The sequence below is a fragment of the Bacillus sp. WMMC1349 genome, from assembly GCF_013155385.1.
Taxonomy (GTDB): domain Bacteria; phylum Bacillota; class Bacilli; order Bacillales; family Bacillaceae; genus Bacillus.
Genome location: NZ_JABJUQ010000007.1, coordinates 28,684 through 45,917 on the forward strand (window position 1 = coordinate 28,684; position 17,234 = coordinate 45,917).

General features: G+C 41.7%; 33 protein-coding genes. All 33 read left to right on the plus strand.

Annotation, left to right across the window (positions count from 1 at the left end):
- Window positions 1-6: 6 nt before the first annotated feature.
- Complete coding sequence (rplC, locus tag HOO54_RS02480; RefSeq protein WP_172292327.1) at window positions 7-636, plus strand: 50S ribosomal protein L3; 630 nt, start codon at window positions 7-9, stop codon at window positions 634-636.
- A 27-nt stretch (window positions 637-663) separates the two neighbouring features.
- Window positions 664-1,287 (plus strand): 50S ribosomal protein L4, encoded by a 624-nt coding sequence (rplD, locus tag HOO54_RS02485; RefSeq protein WP_172292329.1) that lies wholly within the window; start codon window positions 664-666, stop codon window positions 1,285-1,287.
- The gene (gene rplW, locus HOO54_RS02490) at window positions 1,287-1,574 is read left to right on the plus strand and encodes a 50S ribosomal protein L23 (protein WP_172292331.1); all 288 of its coding nucleotides are present in this window, start codon (window positions 1,287-1,289) and stop codon (window positions 1,572-1,574) included. The genes rplD and rplW overlap by 1 nt, the downstream gene beginning before the upstream one ends.
- Before the next feature lie 30 nt (window positions 1,575-1,604).
- Window positions 1,605-2,438, plus strand: coding sequence for a 50S ribosomal protein L2 (rplB, locus tag HOO54_RS02495; protein WP_172292333.1), 834 nt, complete (start codon window positions 1,605-1,607; stop codon window positions 2,436-2,438).
- A gap of 57 nt (window positions 2,439-2,495) precedes the next feature.
- Window positions 2,496-2,774 carry a 30S ribosomal protein S19 gene (gene rpsS, locus HOO54_RS02500; protein WP_172292335.1) on the plus strand — a complete coding sequence of 93 codons (279 nt, stop codon included), beginning with the start codon at window positions 2,496-2,498 and terminating at the stop codon, window positions 2,772-2,774.
- Window positions 2,775-2,791: 17 nt separating this feature from the next.
- Window positions 2,792-3,136 carry a 50S ribosomal protein L22 gene (gene rplV, locus HOO54_RS02505; RefSeq protein WP_172292337.1) on the plus strand — a complete coding sequence of 115 codons (345 nt, stop codon included), beginning with the start codon at window positions 2,792-2,794 and terminating at the stop codon, window positions 3,134-3,136.
- Between the two features lie 3 nt (window positions 3,137-3,139).
- Window positions 3,140-3,796, plus strand: a complete 657-nt coding sequence (gene rpsC, locus HOO54_RS02510; RefSeq protein ID WP_172292339.1) for a 30S ribosomal protein S3 — start codon at window positions 3,140-3,142, stop codon at window positions 3,794-3,796.
- Window position 3,797: 1 nt separating this feature from the next.
- On the plus strand, window positions 3,798-4,232 hold the full coding sequence (gene rplP / locus HOO54_RS02515; protein ID WP_172292341.1) for a 50S ribosomal protein L16: 435 nt from the start codon (window positions 3,798-3,800) through the stop codon (window positions 4,230-4,232).
- Window positions 4,222-4,422 (plus strand): 50S ribosomal protein L29, encoded by a 201-nt coding sequence (gene rpmC / locus HOO54_RS02520; RefSeq protein WP_003178343.1) that lies wholly within the window; start codon window positions 4,222-4,224, stop codon window positions 4,420-4,422. Before rplP ends, rpmC begins: the two co-directional genes overlap by 11 nt.
- Before the next feature lie 25 nt (window positions 4,423-4,447).
- The gene (gene rpsQ, locus HOO54_RS02525; RefSeq protein WP_003178345.1) at window positions 4,448-4,711 is read left to right on the plus strand and encodes a 30S ribosomal protein S17; all 264 of its coding nucleotides are present in this window, start codon (window positions 4,448-4,450) and stop codon (window positions 4,709-4,711) included.
- Window positions 4,712-4,752: 41 nt separating this feature from the next.
- Complete coding sequence (gene rplN / locus HOO54_RS02530; protein WP_172292343.1) at window positions 4,753-5,121, plus strand: 50S ribosomal protein L14; 369 nt, start codon at window positions 4,753-4,755, stop codon at window positions 5,119-5,121.
- Between the two features lie 36 nt (window positions 5,122-5,157).
- On the plus strand, window positions 5,158-5,469 hold the full coding sequence (rplX, locus tag HOO54_RS02535; protein WP_172292345.1) for a 50S ribosomal protein L24: 312 nt from the start codon (window positions 5,158-5,160) through the stop codon (window positions 5,467-5,469).
- A 25-nt stretch (window positions 5,470-5,494) separates the two neighbouring features.
- Window positions 5,495-6,034, plus strand: coding sequence for a 50S ribosomal protein L5 (gene rplE, locus HOO54_RS02540; RefSeq protein ID WP_172292347.1), 540 nt, complete (start codon window positions 5,495-5,497; stop codon window positions 6,032-6,034).
- A gap of 22 nt (window positions 6,035-6,056) precedes the next feature.
- Window positions 6,057-6,242 carry a 30S ribosomal protein S14 gene (gene rpsN, locus HOO54_RS02545; RefSeq protein ID WP_003178353.1) on the plus strand — a complete coding sequence of 62 codons (186 nt, stop codon included), beginning with the start codon at window positions 6,057-6,059 and terminating at the stop codon, window positions 6,240-6,242.
- A 31-nt stretch (window positions 6,243-6,273) separates the two neighbouring features.
- Window positions 6,274-6,672: a 30S ribosomal protein S8 gene (gene rpsH / locus HOO54_RS02550; protein WP_172292349.1), complete on the plus strand. Its 399-nt coding sequence runs from the start codon at window positions 6,274-6,276 to the stop codon at window positions 6,670-6,672.
- Between the two features lie 29 nt (window positions 6,673-6,701).
- Complete coding sequence (rplF, locus tag HOO54_RS02555; RefSeq protein WP_172292351.1) at window positions 6,702-7,238, plus strand: 50S ribosomal protein L6; 537 nt, start codon at window positions 6,702-6,704, stop codon at window positions 7,236-7,238.
- Between the two features lie 31 nt (window positions 7,239-7,269).
- Window positions 7,270-7,632 (plus strand): 50S ribosomal protein L18, encoded by a 363-nt coding sequence (gene rplR, locus HOO54_RS02560; protein ID WP_172292353.1) that lies wholly within the window; start codon window positions 7,270-7,272, stop codon window positions 7,630-7,632.
- 24 nt (window positions 7,633-7,656) lie between these two features.
- Window positions 7,657-8,157, plus strand: a complete 501-nt coding sequence (gene rpsE, locus HOO54_RS02565; RefSeq protein ID WP_172299274.1) for a 30S ribosomal protein S5 — start codon at window positions 7,657-7,659, stop codon at window positions 8,155-8,157.
- 12 nt (window positions 8,158-8,169) lie between these two features.
- Window positions 8,170-8,349 carry a 50S ribosomal protein L30 gene (rpmD, locus tag HOO54_RS02570; protein WP_172292355.1) on the plus strand — a complete coding sequence of 60 codons (180 nt, stop codon included), beginning with the start codon at window positions 8,170-8,172 and terminating at the stop codon, window positions 8,347-8,349.
- Between the two features lie 29 nt (window positions 8,350-8,378).
- Entirely contained in the window at window positions 8,379-8,819 is a 441-nt protein-coding gene (gene rplO, locus HOO54_RS02575; protein WP_172292357.1) for a 50S ribosomal protein L15, read from the plus strand.
- A gap of 1 nt (window position 8,820) precedes the next feature.
- Window positions 8,821-10,116 carry a preprotein translocase subunit SecY gene (gene secY / locus HOO54_RS02580; protein ID WP_172292359.1) on the plus strand — a complete coding sequence of 432 codons (1,296 nt, stop codon included), beginning with the start codon at window positions 8,821-8,823 and terminating at the stop codon, window positions 10,114-10,116.
- Window positions 10,117-10,169: 53 nt separating this feature from the next.
- The gene (locus HOO54_RS02585) at window positions 10,170-10,823 is read left to right on the plus strand and encodes an adenylate kinase (protein WP_172292361.1); all 654 of its coding nucleotides are present in this window, start codon (window positions 10,170-10,172) and stop codon (window positions 10,821-10,823) included.
- The gene (map, locus tag HOO54_RS02590; RefSeq protein ID WP_172292363.1) at window positions 10,820-11,566 is read left to right on the plus strand and encodes a type I methionyl aminopeptidase; all 747 of its coding nucleotides are present in this window, start codon (window positions 10,820-10,822) and stop codon (window positions 11,564-11,566) included. Before HOO54_RS02585 ends, map begins: the two co-directional genes overlap by 4 nt.
- A 9-nt stretch (window positions 11,567-11,575) precedes the next feature.
- Entirely contained in the window at window positions 11,576-11,905 is a 330-nt protein-coding gene (locus HOO54_RS02595; protein ID WP_172292365.1) for a KOW domain-containing RNA-binding protein, read from the plus strand.
- Window positions 11,883-12,101: a translation initiation factor IF-1 gene (gene infA / locus HOO54_RS02600; protein WP_003178377.1), complete on the plus strand. Its 219-nt coding sequence runs from the start codon at window positions 11,883-11,885 to the stop codon at window positions 12,099-12,101. The genes HOO54_RS02595 and infA overlap by 23 nt, the downstream gene beginning before the upstream one ends.
- Before the next feature lie 32 nt (window positions 12,102-12,133).
- Window positions 12,134-12,247, plus strand: coding sequence for a 50S ribosomal protein L36 (gene rpmJ, locus HOO54_RS02605; RefSeq protein ID WP_003156543.1), 114 nt, complete (start codon window positions 12,134-12,136; stop codon window positions 12,245-12,247).
- A gap of 24 nt (window positions 12,248-12,271) precedes the next feature.
- Window positions 12,272-12,637 carry a 30S ribosomal protein S13 gene (gene rpsM / locus HOO54_RS02610; RefSeq protein WP_172292367.1) on the plus strand — a complete coding sequence of 122 codons (366 nt, stop codon included), beginning with the start codon at window positions 12,272-12,274 and terminating at the stop codon, window positions 12,635-12,637.
- Window positions 12,638-12,659: 22 nt separating this feature from the next.
- Window positions 12,660-13,055 carry a 30S ribosomal protein S11 gene (rpsK, locus tag HOO54_RS02615; protein ID WP_172292369.1) on the plus strand — a complete coding sequence of 132 codons (396 nt, stop codon included), beginning with the start codon at window positions 12,660-12,662 and terminating at the stop codon, window positions 13,053-13,055.
- Between the two features lie 174 nt (window positions 13,056-13,229).
- The gene (locus HOO54_RS02620; protein ID WP_172292371.1) at window positions 13,230-14,174 is read left to right on the plus strand and encodes a DNA-directed RNA polymerase subunit alpha; all 945 of its coding nucleotides are present in this window, start codon (window positions 13,230-13,232) and stop codon (window positions 14,172-14,174) included.
- A 77-nt stretch (window positions 14,175-14,251) separates the two neighbouring features.
- Window positions 14,252-14,614 (plus strand): 50S ribosomal protein L17, encoded by a 363-nt coding sequence (rplQ, locus tag HOO54_RS02625; protein WP_172292373.1) that lies wholly within the window; start codon window positions 14,252-14,254, stop codon window positions 14,612-14,614.
- Between the two features lie 132 nt (window positions 14,615-14,746).
- A complete protein-coding gene (locus HOO54_RS02630) occupies window positions 14,747-15,592 on the plus strand; it encodes an energy-coupling factor ABC transporter ATP-binding protein (protein ID WP_172292375.1) in 846 nt (281 codons plus the stop codon).
- Window positions 15,568-16,437 (plus strand): energy-coupling factor ABC transporter ATP-binding protein, encoded by an 870-nt coding sequence (locus tag HOO54_RS02635; RefSeq protein ID WP_172292377.1) that lies wholly within the window; start codon window positions 15,568-15,570, stop codon window positions 16,435-16,437. Before HOO54_RS02630 ends, HOO54_RS02635 begins: the two co-directional genes overlap by 25 nt.
- On the plus strand, window positions 16,434-17,231 hold the full coding sequence (locus tag HOO54_RS02640; protein WP_172292379.1) for an energy-coupling factor transporter transmembrane component T family protein: 798 nt from the start codon (window positions 16,434-16,436) through the stop codon (window positions 17,229-17,231). Before HOO54_RS02635 ends, HOO54_RS02640 begins: the two co-directional genes overlap by 4 nt.
- The last annotated feature ends 3 nt before the right edge of the window (window positions 17,232-17,234 follow it).

The following is a 17,234-nucleotide window of genomic DNA, read 5'->3' on the forward strand; positions in this document are numbered from 1 at the left end:
TGACGAATGACCAAAGGAATCTTAGGAAGAAAAATTGGTATGACGCAAGTTTTTGCAGAAAACGGTGATCTTATTCCGGTAACTGTTGTTGAGGCTGCAGCTAACGTTGTACTTCAAAAGAAAACAGCTGAAAACGAAGGTTATGAAGCAATTCAGATCGGTTTTGACGACAAGCGTGAGAAGCTTGCCAATAAACCGGAAAAGGGCCACGTTGCTAAAGCGGAAACTGCACCTAAGCGCTTCGTTAAAGAAATACGCGGAGTGGATATGGCTGCGTATGAAGTTGGTCAGGAAGTCAAAGTTGATATTTTCTCAAATGGAGAAATTGTTGATGTAACAGGAACATCGAAAGGTAAAGGTTTCCAAGGTGCGATTAAACGCCACGGACAATCTCGCGGACCTATGTCCCACGGTTCTCGCTACCATCGTCGTCCTGGTTCAATGGGTCCGGTAGATCCTAACCGTGTATTTAAAGGTAAACTGCTTCCTGGACGTATGGGCGGAGAGCAAATTACTGTACAAAACCTTGAAATTGTGAAAGTAGATGCTGAACGCAATCTTCTTTTAATCAAAGGAAACGTTCCTGGTGCAAAAAAATCACTAGTCACTATTAAAAGTGCTGTTAAATCTAAATAACTCTCTTAGGAAAGGAGGAAATGGATTATGCCAAAAGTAGCATTATATAACCAAAACGGTTCTACTACTGGCGACATCGAATTAAACGACGCTGTATTTGGAATTGAACCAAATGAGAGTGTTGTATTCGACGCTATTCTAATGCAAAGAGCTTCCTTGCGACAAGGAACTCACAAAGTTAAAAATCGTTCTGAAGTTCGTGGCGGAGGTCGCAAACCTTGGCGTCAGAAGGGTACTGGACGTGCTCGTCAAGGATCTATCCGTTCACCGCAATGGCGCGGAGGTGGTATCGTATTCGGTCCAACACCACGCAGCTATTCTTATAAATTACCGAAAAAAGTTCGCCGCTTGGCAATCAAATCTGCATTGTCTTCTAAAGTAACTGAAAACAACTTGATCGTTCTAGAGGATTTAACTTTTGATGCAGTTAAAACAAAAGAAATGGTAGCTATCCTTAAAGGGCTGTCTATCGAGAAAAAAGCTTTAATCGTAACTGCGGATGAAAATGAAACAGTTGCATTGTCAGCTCGCAACATTCCTGGAGTGACAGTTGTTGAAGCTAACGGAGTCAATGTGCTTGATGTTGTTGCTCACGATAAACTTGTGATGACAAAAGCAGCGGTTGAAAAAGTAGAGGAGGTGCTTGCATAATGAAAGATCCTCGTGATGTTCTTAAGCGCCCCGTCATTACTGAACGTTCTGCTGAGTTAATGACTGAAAAAAAATATACATTTGATGTAGATGTAAGAGCTAATAAAACAGAAGTGAAAGATGCAGTTGAACAGATCTTTGGAGTGAAGGTTGAAAAAGTCAACATTATGAACTACAAAGGAAAATTCAAACGTGTCGGCCGCTACTCTGGTATGACAAACAAACGCAGAAAAGCGATTGTTAAACTTACTGCAGACAGCAAAGAAATCGAAATTTTTGAAGCATAATGATTTGTAACAAAAAGGAGGGAAATCACAATGGCGATTAAAAAGTACAAACCGACCTCTAACGGACGTCGAGGCATGACATCGTCTGATTTCGCTGAAATCACGACTGATCAGCCGGAAAAGTCACTGCTTGCCCCGCTTCATAAAAAAGGCGGACGCAACAACCAAGGTAAATTGACTGTACGTCATCAAGGCGGCGGACATAAACGCCAATACCGTATTATCGACTTCAAACGCGATAAAGATGGTATACCTGGACGCGTTGCTACAGTTGAGTACGATCCAAACCGTTCAGCTAACATTGCTTTAATTAACTATGTAGATGGAGAAAAACGCTACATCTTAGCTCCAAAAGAGCTTAAAGTAGGCACTGAAATCATGTCAGGACCAGAAGCTGACATTAAAGTAGGTAATGCACTTCCACTTATCAACATTCCAGTTGGTACAGTTGTGCACAACATTGAGTTGAAACCTGGAAAAGGCGGCCAGCTTGTGCGTTCAGCTGGAACATCTGCACAAGTTCTTGGTAAAGAAGGTAAATACGTTCTTGTACGTCTTAACTCTGGTGAAGTGCGGATGATTCTTTCTGCTTGCCGCGCAACAATCGGTCAAGTAGGTAATGAACAACATGAATTGATTAACATTGGTAAAGCAGGACGCTCTCGCTGGAAAGGTATTCGCCCTACAGTTCGCGGTTCTGTTATGAACCCTAACGATCACCCACACGGTGGTGGTGAAGGTCGCGCTCCAATCGGACGTAAATCACCGATGTCTCCATGGGGTAAACCAACTCTTGGATTCAAAACGCGTAAGAAAAACAACAAATCTGATAAATTCATTGTACGTCGTCGTAAAAATAAATAACGAGGTTGTCTACGGTTCAAATAGGGCCGTAGTGCAATCGCGAAGGGAGGTTCCAAAATGGCTCGCAGCTTAAAAAAAGGACCATTTGTCGATGATCACTTGATGGTAAAAATCGAGAAATTAAATGATACGGATAAAAAACAAGTTGTAAAAACTTGGTCACGCCGTTCTACTATTTTCCCACAATTTGTTGGACACACAATTGCGGTTTATGATGGACGCAAACATGTGCCTGTTTACATTTCTGAAGATATGGTAGGTCACAAGTTGGGTGAGTTTGCACCAACTCGTACTTACAAAGGTCATGCTAGTGATGACAAAAAAACAAGACGCTAATGAGAGGAGGCTTTTAAATGCAACAAGCTAAAGCTGTCGCAAGAACAGTCCGTATTGCTCCTCGTAAGGCACGTCTAGTAATGGACCTGATTCGAGGCAAGCAAGTAGGTGAAGCAGTATCAATCTTAAACCACACGCCAAAAGCTGCTTCCCCGATTATTGAAAAAGTTTTAAAATCCGCTGTCGCTAACGCTGAGCATAACTATGAAATGGATGCTAACAGCCTAGTGGTTACTCAAGCTTATGTGAACGAAGGCCCTACGTTAAAAAGATTCCGTCCGCGTGCTATGGGACGTGCAAGCCAAATCAACAAACGTACGAGCCACATTACAATCGTTGTATCAGAAAAGAAGGAGGGATAACTCTTGGGTCAAAAGGTAAATCCAGTCGGTCTTCGTATTGGGATTATACGTGATTGGGAATCTAAGTGGTATGCTGGCAAAGACTACGCTGAATTCCTTCACGAAGATCTAAAAATCCGTGAATTCATAAATAAACGCCTGTCTGACGCTTCAGTTTCTAAAGTGGAAATTGAGCGCGCGGCAAACCGTGTAAATATTACCGTCCACACAGCTAAGCCTGGTATGGTTATCGGAAAAGGCGGTTCTGAAGTAGAAGCGCTTCGTAAAGCACTCAACAGCCTAACTGGCAAGCGTGTACACATTAACATTCTTGAAATTAAAAGAGCTGATCTTGACGCTCAGCTAGTTGCAGATAATATCGCTCGTCAATTGGAAAACCGTATTTCATTCCGTCGTGCGCAAAAACAACAAATTCAACGCACAATGCGCGCTGGAGCACAAGGTGTGAAAACAATGGTATCCGGTCGTCTTGGTGGAGCTGATATTGCTCGTTCTGAATACTACAGTGAAGGAACTGTTCCATTGCACACATTGCGTGCTGACATCGATTACGCTACATCTGAAGCTGATACGACATACGGTAAGCTTGGCGTAAAAGTTTGGATCTATCGTGGAGAGGTTCTTCCTGCTAAGAAGAAAACTGAGGAAGGAGGAAAATAATATGTTAATGCCAAAACGCGTTAAATATCGCAGAGAGCATCGTGGTAAAATGCGTGGTCGTGCAAAAGGCGGCGCTGAAGTACATTTTGGTGAATACGGTATCCAAGCATTAGAAGCTTCTTGGATTACAAACCGCCAAATTGAAGCAGCTCGTATTGCGATGACTCGTTACATGAAACGTGGCGGTAAAGTTTGGATTAAAATTTTCCCTTCTAAGCCATACACAGCTAAACCTTTGGAGGTACGGATGGGATCCGGTAAAGGTGCTCCAGAAGGATGGGTAGCTGTTGTCAAACCGGGCAAAGTCTTATTTGAAATTTCTGGTGTGTCTGAGGAAGTCGCTCGTGAAGCTCTTCGTCTTGCATCTCACAAATTACCAATTAAAACTAAGTTCGTAAAACGTGAAGAAATTGGTGGTGAATCAAATGAAAGCTAATGAAATTCGTGACCTTACCACTGCTGAAATTGAACAAAAAGTAAAGTCTCTTAAAGAAGAACTTTTTAATCTTCGCTTTCAATTAGCGACAGGACAACTTGAAAATACTGCTCGCATTCGTGAAGTGCGCAAGTCTATCGCGCGCATGAAAACTGTGATTCGGGAAAGAGAAATTGCTGCCAACAAATAATTCTGGAGGGAGGTTCTAGAAGAATATGAGCGAACGCAACCAGCGCAAAGTTTACCAAGGGCGTGTTGTTTCTGATAAAATGGATAAAACCATCACTGTTGTTGTTGAAACTTACAAAAAACACTCTCTTTACGGTAAACGCGTAAAGTATTCCAAAAAATTTAAAGCACATGATGAAAATAATCAAGCTAAAATCGGAGACATTGTAAAGATCATGGAGACTCGTCCATTATCTGCGACTAAACGTTTTCGTCTAGTTGAAGTTGTCGAAGAAGCTGTTATTATCTAATAAAGTTCGGAAACGTCTTTTCCGAAGGGAGGTAACAAATAATGATTCAACAAGAGACTCGTTTAAAAGTAGCTGACAACTCTGGTGCACGCGAAGTATTAACAATCAAAGTGCTTGGTGGTTCCGGACGTAAAACAGCTAACATTGGTGATGTCATTGTTTGCACGGTTAAACAAGCAACACCAGGAGGCGTTGTCAAAAAAGGTGAGGTCGTGAAGGCTGTCATCGTTCGTACAAAAAGCGGAGCGCGCAGAAGTGACGGATCTTATATCAGCTTTGATGAGAATGCGTGTGTGATCATCCGTGATGACAAAAGCCCGCGCGGAACTCGTATCTTCGGACCTGTGGCTCGCGAACTTCGCGATAACAACTTTATGAAAATTGTTTCTCTAGCTCCAGAAGTACTTTAATGATATCAATGCCGGACTTAAGGAGGTGCGATCAGGATGCATGTAAAAAAAGGCGATAAAGTAATGGTTATCTCTGGTAAAGATAAAGGGAAACAAGGAGTTATCCTTGCTGCTTTCCCTAAAAAAGACCGTGTCCTTGTTGAAGGTGTCAACATGGTTAAAAAACATGCTAAGCCGACACAAACGAATCCACAAGGTGGAATCTTAAACCAAGAGGCGCCAATTCATGTGTCAAACGTAATGCCGCTCGATCCTAAAACAGGTAAAGTGACTCGCGTAGGATACAAAGTAGAAAATGGAAAGAAAGTTCGTATTGCAAAAAAATCTGGGCAAGTTCTAGATAAATAGTATTAAAGGAAGGGAGGTCTATCTCATGAACCGCCTTAAAGATAAGTACAATAAAGAAATTACACCTGCATTAGTGTCAAAATTTAACTACAAATCTGTGATGCAAGTGCCTAAAATTGAAAAAATCGTAATCAACATGGGTGTTGGTGACGCTGTTCAAAACGCTAAAGCGATCGATAGCGCTGTTGAAGAATTAACGTTTATCGCAGGTCAGAAACCTGTCGTTACTCGTGCGAAGAAGTCTATTGCTGGATTCCGTCTTCGTGAAGGAATGCCGATCGGTGCGAAAGTAACACTTCGTGGAGAACGCATGTATGATTTCCTTGATAAACTAATTTCTGTTTCTTTACCGCGTGTCCGTGACTTCCGCGGAATTTCTAAGAAGTCTTTTGATGGACGTGGAAACTACACACTAGGTATTAAAGAACAGCTGATCTTCCCTGAAATTGACTATGATAAGGTAAGTAAAGTTCGCGGTATGGATATCGTTATTGTTACGACAGCCAATACAGATGAAGAAGCTCGTGAACTACTGACTCAATTAGGTATGCCATTCCAGAAATAATCAATGAAAGGGAGGCGAAATCGTGGCTAAAAAGTCTATGATTGCGAAACAAAAACGCACACCGAAGTTTAAAGTACAAGAGTACACTCGTTGCGAACGTTGTGGACGTCCGCACTCTGTTATTCGTAAATTTAAACTTTGCCGTATTTGTTTCCGTGAACTTGCATATAAAGGACAAATTCCTGGCGTTAAAAAAGCCAGCTGGTAATCCCCGTTAATGGGAAGGAGGTTAATAAATAATGGTTATGACAGATCCGATTGCAGATATGCTGACTCGTATTCGTAATGCAAATATGGTACGTCATGAGAAGCTTGAAATCCCTGCTTCTAAATTGAAAAGAGAAATTGCTGAAATCTTGAAACGTGAAGGTTTCATCCGTGACGTAGAATTCGTTGAAGATAACAAACAAGGCATCATCCGTGTTTTCTTGAAATACGGTCAAAACAACGAGCGTGTCATCACTGGCCTTAAAAGAATCAGCAAGCCTGGTCTGCGCGTTTATGCTAAGTCAAATGAAGTACCTCGCGTACTAAACGGACTTGGAATTGCAATTCTTTCTACATCACAAGGTGTGTTAACTGATAAAGAAGCTCGCGCTAAACAAGCTGGCGGAGAAGTATTAGCATACGTTTGGTAAGAAGTTTAACATGAATGGAGGTGTTTGGTATGTCTCGTGTAGGTAAGAAGCTACTTGAGATTCCTTCAGGTGTTACAGTTACTTTGAATGACAGTACTGTAACCGTGAAAGGACCAAAAGGAGAATTAACTCGTACGTTTCATCCTGATATGAAGATTAAAATTGAGGACAATGTACTGACTGTAGAACGTCCTTCTGATAATAAAGAACATCGTGCTCTACATGGCACAACTCGCAGTATCATTGGAAACATGGTTGAAGGTGTATCTAAAGGTTTTGAAAGAGGTTTGGAATTAGTTGGTGTCGGTTACCGTGCTTCTAAATCCGGAAACAAACTCGTTTTAAACGTTGGATACTCACATCCAGTAGAAATCGTTCCTGAACAAGGAATCGAAATCGAAGTTCCATCTCAAACAAAAGTGGTTGTTAAAGGTACAGATAAAGAACGCGTTGGAGCTACTGCTGCAAACATTCGCGCTGTACGTTCTCCAGAGCCTTATAAAGGTAAAGGAATCCGCTATGAAGGAGAAATGGTTCGTCGTAAAGAAGGTAAATCTGCTAAGTAAAACCGCTTAAAGTGAGAAAGGAGTGACCCAGATGATTATGAAAACAAGCAAGAATGCCGCTCGTCTTAAAAGACACGCTCGTGTTCGTGCGAAGCTTTCAGGAACAGCTGAAAGACCTCGTCTAAATGTTTTTCGTTCAAACAAACATATTTATGCACAAGTAATCGATGACGCAAACGGTGTTACACTTGTGAGTGCATCTACTCTTGATAAAGACTTTAATGCCGAAAACAGTGGCGATGCATCTGCGGCTGCAAAAGTTGGAGAACTTGTTGCAAAACGCGCTTCTGAAAAAGGTATTACAAATGTTGTTTTTGACCGTGGAGGATACCTTTACCATGGACGCGTAAAAGCATTAGCTGATGCAGCACGTGAGGCAGGATTAGAATTTTAATAAAAAAAGGAGGGACATATGAATATGCGTCGTATTGACCCAAGCAAATTAGAGTTAGAAGAACGCTTAGTTACCGTTAACCGCGTAGCGAAAGTTGTTAAAGGTGGTCGTCGTTTCCGTTTCGCAGCTCTTGTTGTTGTCGGTGACAAAAACGGTCACGTCGGATTCGGAACTGGTAAAGCTCAAGAAGTACCAGAAGCGATCCGTAAAGCTGTTGAAGATGCGAAAAAGAATTTGATTGAAGTACCAATGGTTGGAACTACAATTCCACACGAAATTATCGGACGTTTCGGTGCAGGCAACATCTTGTTAAAACCGGCTTCTGAAGGTACGGGAGTTATCGCCGGAGGCCCTGTACGTGCGGTACTTGAGCTTGCAGGTGTTTCTGATATCCTTTCTAAATCTTTAGGTTCTAACACACCGATCAACATGATCCGTGCAACAATTCAAGGATTAAGCGAGCTTAAACGCGCTGAGGATGTTGCGAAGCTTCGTGGAAAATCTGTAGAAGAACTGTTAGGATAAGGAGGGAACATAATGGCTAAATTAGAAATTACCCTCAAGCGCAGTGTAATCGGTCGCCCGGAAGATCAGCGCATCACAGTGAGAACACTTGGTTTAAAGAAAACAAACCAAACGGTTGTCCATGAAGATAATGCTGCAATCCGTGGTATGGTTAACAAAGTATCTCATTTAGTTTCTGTTAAAGAACAATAAAATAAACGATAGGCTAAGGAGGTGTCCTAATGAAACTTCATGAATTAAAGCCTGCAGAAGGTTCACGTAAAACGCGCAACCGCGTAGGTCGTGGTATTGGTTCTGGTAACGGCAAAACAGCTGGAAGAGGTCATAAAGGTCAAAACGCTCGTTCTGGTGGCGGCGTACGTCCTGGATTCGAAGGTGGACAAATGCCTTTATTCCAACGTCTTCCTAAACGCGGTTTTACAAACATTAACCGTAAGGATTTTGCTGTAGTCAACGTAGATAAACTCAACAGCTTTGCAGAGGGAACAGAAGTTACTCCTGAACTTCTATTAGAAACAGGTGTAATTAGCAAGTTGAAATCTGGAGTGAAAATTCTTGGCGATGGAAAGTTGGAAACAAAGTTAACTGTTAAAGCCAACAAATTCTCCGCTTCTGCTAAACAAGCAATTGAGGCTGCTGGCGGTACAGCTGAGGTGATCTAACTTGTTTAAGACAATCTCCAATTTTATGCGTGTGAAGGATATTCGGAATAAGATTATCTTCACACTTCTAATGCTTATCGTCTTTCGTCTCGGTTCATTCATTCCTGTGCCCGGTGTAAATACAGAAGTTTTAAAGGCACAGGATCAAATGAGTGTGTTTGGAGTTCTTAATACGTTTGGCGGCGGAGCATTATTTAACTTCTCAATTCTCGCAATGGGAATTATGCCATACATTACGGCTTCAATCATTATCCAACTTTTGCAGATGGATGTTGTGCCGAAGTTTACGGAATGGTCAAAGCAAGGGGAAGTTGGTCGTCGAAAACTATCTCAATTTACAAGGTACTTCACAATTGTACTTGGATTTATCCAAGCCTTAGCAATGTCATACGGTTTTAACAACATGGCTGGTGGCTCGTTAATCGAAGACACAGGGCTGGGGACTTACTTGACAATTGCAATTGTACTAACTGCTGGAACTGCTTTTCTCATGTGGCTTGGCGAACAAATTACTTCTCACGGAGTTGGCAACGGAATATCCATCATTATTTTTGCTGGGATTGTTGCCGGCATTCCACAGACAGTTAACCAAATGTACGCTCAGCAGTTTGAAAATGTTGGAGACCAGCTGTTCCTGCAAATCGTAAAAGTTATCATCATATTGGTTGTGATTTTGGCCATTGTCGTTGGAGTCATTTTCATCCAAGAAGCAGTAAGAAAAATCGCAATTCAATATGCAAAAGGCAATGCCCGTTCACCTGTTCCTGGTGCTCAATCAACACATTTACCACTCAAGGTTAATCCAGCGGGTGTTATACCAGTTATCTTTGCTGTTGCATTTATTATGACCCCTCGGACAGTAGCAACGTTCTTTGGTCAAAACGATGTAACAAATTGGATTCAAAAAACATTTGATTATACGCATCCGATCGGAATGTGTGTTTATGCGGGATTAATTATTGCCTTTACCTACTTCTATGCATTTGTCCAGGTAAACCCTGAACAAATGGCCGATAATCTTAAAAAACAAGGTGGCTATATTCCGGGAGTTCGTCCAGGGAAAATGACTCAAGAAAAAATCACGAGCATTTTGTATCGACTTACGTTTGTCGGCTCCATTTTCTTGGCTGTAATTGCCATTCTTCCTGTATTGTTCGTTAACTATGCCGGACTGCCTGCTTCTGCAAAAATTGGAGGAACAAGTTTGCTAATCGTTGTCGGTGTTGCACTTGAAACGATGAAGCAGCTTGAAAGCCAGTTGGTGAAACGAAACTATCGTGGATTTATGAAGCAATAGGGGAAATGGGATGTGCCCATTCCCTCTAAAATAGAGAGGACGGGGAATCCGAAATGAACTTAGTCTTAATGGGGCTGCCTGGAGCCGGTAAAGGAACACAGGCTGAACGGATTGTTGATGATTTTGGGATACCTCATATTTCAACAGGCGATATGTTCCGTACTGCGATGAAAGAACAAACGGATCTGGGGCTTGAAGCGAAGTCATACATTGATAAAGGTGAGCTCGTTCCTGATAAAGTAACGATTGGTATTGTCAGGGAGAGACTTGGCAAGAATGATTGTGAACGAGGTTTTCTTCTGGACGGATTTCCGAGAACAGTTGCTCAAGCAGAAGCACTTGAGGAAATTCTGAAAGACCTAGGAAAGTCGATCGATCATGTTATTCACATTCAAGTCGATAAAGATGCATTGATGGAACGTTTGACTGGCCGCAGAATTTGTAAAAATTGCGGTGCAACATATCATTTGGTTTTCAATCCGCCTACAAAAGACAATGTATGCGATAAATGTGGAGGAGAACTTTATCAGCGTGAAGATGATAATGAGGCTACTGTATCCACAAGACTTGAGGTTAACATGAAGCAAACCCAACCTTTACTCGATTTTTACACGGATAAAGGCTATCTTGTAAATATTGATGGGCAAAAGCATATCAATGATGTTTACAGTGATATTAAGGAGCTTCTTGGAGGCCTGAACAAATGATTATTTGTAAAACTCCCAGAGAAATCGAAATTATGCGGGAAGCAGGTCGTATTGTTGCTTTAACTCACCAAGAGCTAAAAAAACATATTAAGCCTGGCATCTCAACAAAAGAATTGGATCAAATTGCCGAAAGCTTTATTAAAAAGCAAGGTGCAATCCCATCTTTTAAAGGATATAATGGTTTTCGTGGGAGCATTTGTGTCTCAGTCAATGAAGAGCTGGTTCACGGTATTCCTGGGAGCCGAAAGCTACTTGACGGTGACATCATCAGCATTGATATTGGTGCGAAGCTAAACGGTTATCATGGCGACTCTGCATGGACTTATCCGGTAGGGAAGATCAGTGATGATGATCAAAAACTGCTGGAAGTGACAGAAGAGTCTTTATATAGAGGCTTGCAGGAAGCAAAACCAGGAGAGCGTTTGTCGAATATTTCTCACGCTGTGCAAACGTATGTTGAAAGCCAGCATTTTTCAATTGTAAGAGAATATGTTGGTCATGGAGTCGGGCAAGATCTGCATGAAGACCCACAGATTCCTCATTATGGGCCCCCAAACAAAGGTCCCCGGTTAAAGCCAGGTATGGTTTTGGCCATTGAACCGATGGTTAATGCTGGTAGCCGCTATGTGAAAACATTGGCTGATAACTGGACGGTTGTCACAGTGGACGGGAAAAAGTGTGCTCATTTTGAACATACAATTGCGATAACGGAGACAGGTTTTGATATACTGACAAAAATCTAGGTGAATCAGATGAATCGAGATACTCCTCAAATTGGTCAGTTTGTACGTATCTTAAAAGGTCGTGAAATGACTCAATATGCAGTTGTCATTGGAATATTCGATGATCATCATGTGCTGCTAGCAGACGGAGAAAAGCGAAAATTTCATTCTCCTAAGAAAAAGAATATCAATCATTTAACCTTTTATGATTGCGTTTCTCCGGAAGTTCAGAACAGTATAAACGAAACAGGGCGTGTGACAAACGGAAAATTGAGATTTTCTCTTTTGAAATTTGTCAGAAAGCAAGTTACTGATTTGAAGAAGGGAGAACACTTGAATGGCGAAAGACGATGTAATTGAAGTGGAAGGTACTGTAGTCGAAACACTGCCAAATGCAATGTTCAAAGTAGAACTTGAAAATGGTCATACCGTTTTGGCTCATGTATCTGGTAAAATCCGCATGCACTTCATTCGCATTTTACCTGGAGACAAGGTTACGGTAGAATTATCTCCATATGACTTAACTCGTGGTAGAATTACGTACCGTTACAAATAAAGCACTCCGGAATTGAAGGAGGTTGGAAACACATGAAAGTGAGACCATCAGTTAAACCGATCTGCGAAAAATGTAAAGTTATTCGCAGAAAAGGAAAAGTAATGGTGATCTGTGAAAATCCAAAGCATAAACAAAAACAAGGATAACATTTTAAGGAGGTGCGAGAAAGAATGGCTCGTATTGCTGGTGTAGATATTCCACGCGATAAGCGTGTTGTTATTTCATTAACATACATCTTTGGAATCGGTCGTCCAACGGCTCAAGAAATTTTAAAAGACGCTGGTGTTTCTGAAGATACTCGCGTTCGTGATTTGACTGAAGAAGAACTCGGTAAAATCCGTGACGTAATCGATAAACTCAAAGTAGAAGGTGACCTTCGTCGTGAAGTGTCTCTTAACATTAAACGTTTGATCGAAATCGGAAGCTACCGCGGAATTCGTCATCGTCGCGGATTACCTGTTCGCGGTCAAAATACAAAAAATAATGCGCGTACTCGTAAAGGTCCGCGTCGTACTGTAGCTAACAAGAAAAAATAAAGTAAGGGAGGTTATTTAAACAATGGCTGCTGTTCGTAAATCAAATACGCGTAAACGTCGCGTAAAAAAGAACATTGAAGCTGGGATTGCCCATATTCGTTCAACTTTCAACAATACGATTGTAACAATTACTGATGTACACGGTAATGCGATTTCTTGGTCAAGTGCGGGAGCTTTAGGATTTAGAGGATCTCGTAAATCTACTCCTTTCGCTGCCCAAATGGCTGCTGAAACTGCTGCTAAAGGTTCAATTGAACATGGATTGAAAACTTTAGAAGTAACTGTTAAAGGACCAGGTTCTGGCCGTGAAGCTGCAATTCGTGCACTTCAAGCTGCCGGACTTGAAGTGACTGCGATCAGAGACGTAACTCCAGTACCTCATAACGGATGCCGTCCACCAAAACGTCGCCGCGTGTAATTTGTTTGTATAGATTTTGTGTCCCTGTCAATAATGGGTTATGATACAGTTAATTTATAAAACGAATGCACACTCGTTGCCTGAGCACATACGGGACTAAACAATGGGGAATTTCGGATAGAATACGAGAAATTCTTTCCGGGGTTTCGACGTTTTGAAGGAGGGTTTTATGAAATGATTGAGATTGAAAAACCAAAAATCGAAACGGTTGAAATCAACGACGATACCAAGTATGGTAAATTTGTCGTAGAGCCACTTGAGCGTGGATATGGTACAACTTTGGGTAACTCCTTACGTCGTATCCTTTTATCCTCACTCCCTGGTGCCGCTGTAACATCGATTCAAATAGATGGTGTACTGCATGAGTTCTCGACAATTGAAGGTGTAGTTGAAGATGTTACAACGATTATCTTAAACATTAAAAAACTTGCACTGAAAATCTACTCTGAAGAAGAGAAGACGCTTGAGATTGATGTACAGCGTGAAGGAGTTGTAACAGCTGCTGATATTACCCATGACAGTGATGTAGAGATTTTAAACCATGATCTCCACATTGCAACTCTTGGTCAAAACGCGAGTTTCAAAGTTCGCTTAACTGCTCAAAGAGGTCGAGGGTATACACCAGCTGATGCGAATAAAAGAGACGATCAGCCGATTGGCGTCATCCCGATTGATTCCATCTTTACACCTGTTTCTCGCGTATCTTATCAAGTTGAAAACACTCGTGTGGGTCAGATTACAAACTATGACAAACTGACGCTTGACGTATGGACAGATGGAAGCACTGGACCAAAAGAAGCGATTGCTCTTGGTTCAAAGATTTTAACTGAACACCTTAATATTTTTGTCGGCTTGACTGACGAAGCCCAACATGCTGAAATTATGGTTGAAAAAGAAGAAGATCAGAAAGAAAAAGTTCTGGAAATGACAATTGAAGAGCTTGATCTCTCCGTTCGTTCTTACAACTGCCTAAAGCGTGCGGGTATCAATACAGTTCAAGAGCTTGCGAACAAGACAGAAGAAGATATGATGAAGGTTCGCAACCTAGGTCGCAAATCACTTGAAGAAGTAAAAGCGAAACTTGAAGAACTTGGACTGGGCCTTCGCAAAGACGATTGACTAGTTTCAATGTAAACTAGCCTTTTCGTTTGTTTTTTATTTCAGATAGAGTATTTCCATAAAGGAGGGGACATCACATGTCATACAGAAAACTAGGACGTACGAGTGCACAGCGTAAAGCAATGCTGCGTGACCTTACAACAGATTTGATCATCAACGAAAGAATCGAAACAACAGAAGCTCGCGCTAAAGAACTTCGTTCTGTAGTTGAAAAAATGATCACTCTTGGCAAACGTGGAGATTTACATGCACGCCGCCAAGCAGCTGCATACATTCGCAATGAGGTAGCGGATGCAGAGAACAACCAAGATGCACTTCAAAAACTTTTCTCTGATGTAGCACCTCGTTATGAAGAGCGCCAAGGCGGATACACACGTATTATGAAACTTGGTCCTCGCCGTGGTGACGGAGCACCAATGGCTATTATCGAATTGGTTTAATCACATATATTGTGTGTCTAAAGAAGGGCGGGACAGTTTTTAACTGGATCTATGCCCTTTTTTTAGATATGCGGTGTTTTTAAGCCGTTTAGTTCAGCAGAGTCTTAGTGGAGAGGAGGGCGGACAGGCAAAATGAGTCTTGAACGCTTAATCACAGTAGAGGATATGACGTTCTCATATCAAAAAGATGCAGACAGACCTACGCTTGACAACGTCTCTTTTCATGTCACAAAAGGTGAATGGTTGGCGATTGTCGGTCATAACGGTTCTGGGAAGTCGACATTGGCCCGCACTTTAAATGGCTTGATCATACCTGATAAAGGGTCAATAAAAGTCAATGGGATCACGTTGACGGAAGAGACAGTCTGGGATATTAGAAAAAAAGTAGGGATGGTCTTTCAAAACCCTGATAATCAGTTTGTCGGGACAACCGTTCGCGATGATGTGGCTTTTGGTTTAGAAAACAATGGAGTTCCAAGAGAAGATATGGTGAAAAGGGTGGATTGGGCTATTAAACAGGTGAACATGCAGGATTTTCTCGATCAAGAGCCGCACCATCTCTCCGGTGGACAAAAGCAGCGGGTTGCGATTGCGGGAGTTCTAGCCGTACAGCCCAATATCATCATTCTTGATGAAGCAACATCAATGCTTGACCCAATCGGAAGAGAAGAAGTGCTCGGGACGGTCAGAAGGTTAAAAGATCAAGGGATGGTGACAGTCATCTCGATAACGCATGATTTACATGAAGCAGCCAAGGCCGATCGAATCATTGTTATGAATGGTGGAAAAAAATATGCTGAAGGTTCACCTGAAGACGTTTTTCATCTAGGTCAAGATCTGGTTGACATCGGACTTGATTTACCTTTTTCCTTTCAGCTTAGTCAAATCTTAAAAGAAAGCGGTTTGGCCCTCAAAGGTAATCATCTGTCACAAAAAGGATTGGTGAATGAGCTATGGACATTACGATCAAAGATATAGAACACCGATACCAGATGAAAACACCTTTTGAACGTTTAGCGATATATGATGTTAACGCTGTGATTAAGGAAGAAAGTTATGTAGCCATTATTGGACATACTGGCTCAGGTAAGTCGACGCTCCTTCAGCATCTGAACGGTCTTTTAAAGCCAACGAAAGGACAAATTCATTTAGGTGAAACTGTTCTTGAAGCAGGTAAAAAGACTAAAAATATGAAAGCTTTACGAAAAAAAGTGGGAATTGTTTTTCAATTTCCAGAGCATCAACTATTTGAGGAAACTGTACTTAGAGACATTGCCTTTGGTCCGATTAATTTTGGAGTCAGCCGGGAGAAAGCAGAAGCAAAAGCTCAGGAAATATTGAAACTAGTTGGTTTGCCATTAGAATTGGCAGATCGGTCTCCATTTGAACTAAGCGGGGGGCAGATGCGCCGTGTTGCCATTGCGGGTGTGCTTGCAATGGAGCCTGAAGTCCTCGTTCTTGATGAACCGACCGCTGGGCTTGATCCGAGAGGTCGGAAAGAGATTATGGATATGTTCTATCACCTTCACCAACACCGGAAACTGACAACAATTTTAGTTACCCACAGTATGGAGGATGCCGCAGTCTATGCAGATGAACTGATTGTCATGCACAAAGGTACGATTAAGGCTAAGGGGACACCGCGAGAACTATTTGCAAACAGAAGCGATATTACCGCGTTAGGACTTGATTTACCAGAAACAATAAAGTTTCAAAAACAACTTGAAGAAACCTTCGGGATCACTTTTAAAGCTCCATTCTTAACGATAAAAGAAGCAGCCTCTGAAATTAGAGCACTCTTTCAGGAGGAAAATGCTTTATGATGGATAGTATTATAATCGGAAAGTATGTGCCCGGCTCCTCGATCATTCATCGTCTTGATCCGCGCACAAAACTGTTAACTATATTTCTGTTTATCTTTATCGTCTTTTTTGCCAATAATATCGTAACATATGCTTTACTTGGCCTGTTTACGGTTCTTGCGGTCGGTCTATCAAGCGTACCTATTCGTTTCTTGTTAAAGGGTATGAAGCCGATCATCTGGATTGTGTTGTTTACTTTTCTGCTTCATATTTTGATGACTCGGGAAGGTCCTGTACTCGTTGATTTACGCTTATTTAGCATTTATGAGCAAGGGCTTGTTCAAGGAATTTTTATTTCTCTGCGGTTTATTTATTTAATCTTGATCACAACACTTTTAACTTTAACGACAACCCCTATCGAAGTCACTGATGGGTTGGAGCGGTTACTTGGACCATTTAAAAAGCTGAAACTGCCTGTTCATGAACTCGCTTTAATGATGTCCATCTCACTAAGATTTATACCTACTCTCTTGGAAGAGACGGATAAAATTATGAAGGCGCAAATGGCAAGAGGTGTTGACTTTACAAGCGGTCCAATCAAAGAGCGTGTGAAGGCAATCGTTCCCCTGCTTGTTCCCCTGTTTGTTAGTGCCTTTAAGAGAGCAGAAGAGTTAGCAACGGCAATGGAAGCGCGTGGTTACCGCGGAGGAGAAGGTCGCACGAAATATCGACAGTTGATATGGAAAGGCAAAGATACTTCCGTTCTCCTAATATTAATAGGATTAGCCAGTTTGTTAATCCTGTTACGAAATTAGGTG

Coding starts and splice junctions, on each gene's coding strand:
- rplC (WP_172292327.1), top strand. CDS start 7: ATGACCAAAGGAATCTTAGGAAGAAAAATTGGTATGACGCAAGTTTTT.
- rplD (WP_172292329.1), top strand. CDS start 664: ATGCCAAAAGTAGCATTATATAACCAAAACGGTTCTACTACTGGCGAC.
- rplW (WP_172292331.1), top strand. CDS start 1,287: ATGAAAGATCCTCGTGATGTTCTTAAGCGCCCCGTCATTACTGAACGT.
- rplB (WP_172292333.1), top strand. CDS start 1,605: ATGGCGATTAAAAAGTACAAACCGACCTCTAACGGACGTCGAGGCATG.
- rpsS (WP_172292335.1), top strand. CDS start 2,496: ATGGCTCGCAGCTTAAAAAAAGGACCATTTGTCGATGATCACTTGATG.
- rplV (WP_172292337.1), top strand. CDS start 2,792: ATGCAACAAGCTAAAGCTGTCGCAAGAACAGTCCGTATTGCTCCTCGT.
- rplP (WP_172292341.1), top strand. CDS start 3,798: ATGTTAATGCCAAAACGCGTTAAATATCGCAGAGAGCATCGTGGTAAA.
- rpmC (WP_003178343.1), top strand. CDS start 4,222: ATGAAAGCTAATGAAATTCGTGACCTTACCACTGCTGAAATTGAACAA.
- rpsQ (WP_003178345.1), top strand. CDS start 4,448: ATGAGCGAACGCAACCAGCGCAAAGTTTACCAAGGGCGTGTTGTTTCT.
- rplN (WP_172292343.1), top strand. CDS start 4,753: ATGATTCAACAAGAGACTCGTTTAAAAGTAGCTGACAACTCTGGTGCA.
- rplX (WP_172292345.1), top strand. CDS start 5,158: ATGCATGTAAAAAAAGGCGATAAAGTAATGGTTATCTCTGGTAAAGAT.
- rplE (WP_172292347.1), top strand. CDS start 5,495: ATGAACCGCCTTAAAGATAAGTACAATAAAGAAATTACACCTGCATTA.
- rpsH (WP_172292349.1), top strand. CDS start 6,274: ATGGTTATGACAGATCCGATTGCAGATATGCTGACTCGTATTCGTAAT.
- rplF (WP_172292351.1), top strand. CDS start 6,702: ATGTCTCGTGTAGGTAAGAAGCTACTTGAGATTCCTTCAGGTGTTACA.
- rplR (WP_172292353.1), top strand. CDS start 7,270: ATGATTATGAAAACAAGCAAGAATGCCGCTCGTCTTAAAAGACACGCT.
- rpsE (WP_172299274.1), top strand. CDS start 7,657: ATGCGTCGTATTGACCCAAGCAAATTAGAGTTAGAAGAACGCTTAGTT.
- rpmD (WP_172292355.1), top strand. CDS start 8,170: ATGGCTAAATTAGAAATTACCCTCAAGCGCAGTGTAATCGGTCGCCCG.
- rplO (WP_172292357.1), top strand. CDS start 8,379: ATGAAACTTCATGAATTAAAGCCTGCAGAAGGTTCACGTAAAACGCGC.
- HOO54_RS02585 (WP_172292361.1), top strand. CDS start 10,170: ATGAACTTAGTCTTAATGGGGCTGCCTGGAGCCGGTAAAGGAACACAG.
- map (WP_172292363.1), top strand. CDS start 10,820: ATGATTATTTGTAAAACTCCCAGAGAAATCGAAATTATGCGGGAAGCA.
- HOO54_RS02595 (WP_172292365.1), top strand. CDS start 11,576: ATGAATCGAGATACTCCTCAAATTGGTCAGTTTGTACGTATCTTAAAA.
- infA (WP_003178377.1), top strand. CDS start 11,883: ATGGCGAAAGACGATGTAATTGAAGTGGAAGGTACTGTAGTCGAAACA.
- rpmJ (WP_003156543.1), top strand. CDS start 12,134: ATGAAAGTGAGACCATCAGTTAAACCGATCTGCGAAAAATGTAAAGTT.
- rpsM (WP_172292367.1), top strand. CDS start 12,272: ATGGCTCGTATTGCTGGTGTAGATATTCCACGCGATAAGCGTGTTGTT.
- rpsK (WP_172292369.1), top strand. CDS start 12,660: ATGGCTGCTGTTCGTAAATCAAATACGCGTAAACGTCGCGTAAAAAAG.
- HOO54_RS02620 (WP_172292371.1), top strand. CDS start 13,230: ATGATTGAGATTGAAAAACCAAAAATCGAAACGGTTGAAATCAACGAC.
- rplQ (WP_172292373.1), top strand. CDS start 14,252: ATGTCATACAGAAAACTAGGACGTACGAGTGCACAGCGTAAAGCAATG.
- HOO54_RS02630 (WP_172292375.1), top strand. CDS start 14,747: ATGAGTCTTGAACGCTTAATCACAGTAGAGGATATGACGTTCTCATAT.
- HOO54_RS02635 (WP_172292377.1), top strand. CDS start 15,568: ATGGACATTACGATCAAAGATATAGAACACCGATACCAGATGAAAACA.
- HOO54_RS02640 (WP_172292379.1), top strand. CDS start 16,434: ATGATGGATAGTATTATAATCGGAAAGTATGTGCCCGGCTCCTCGATC.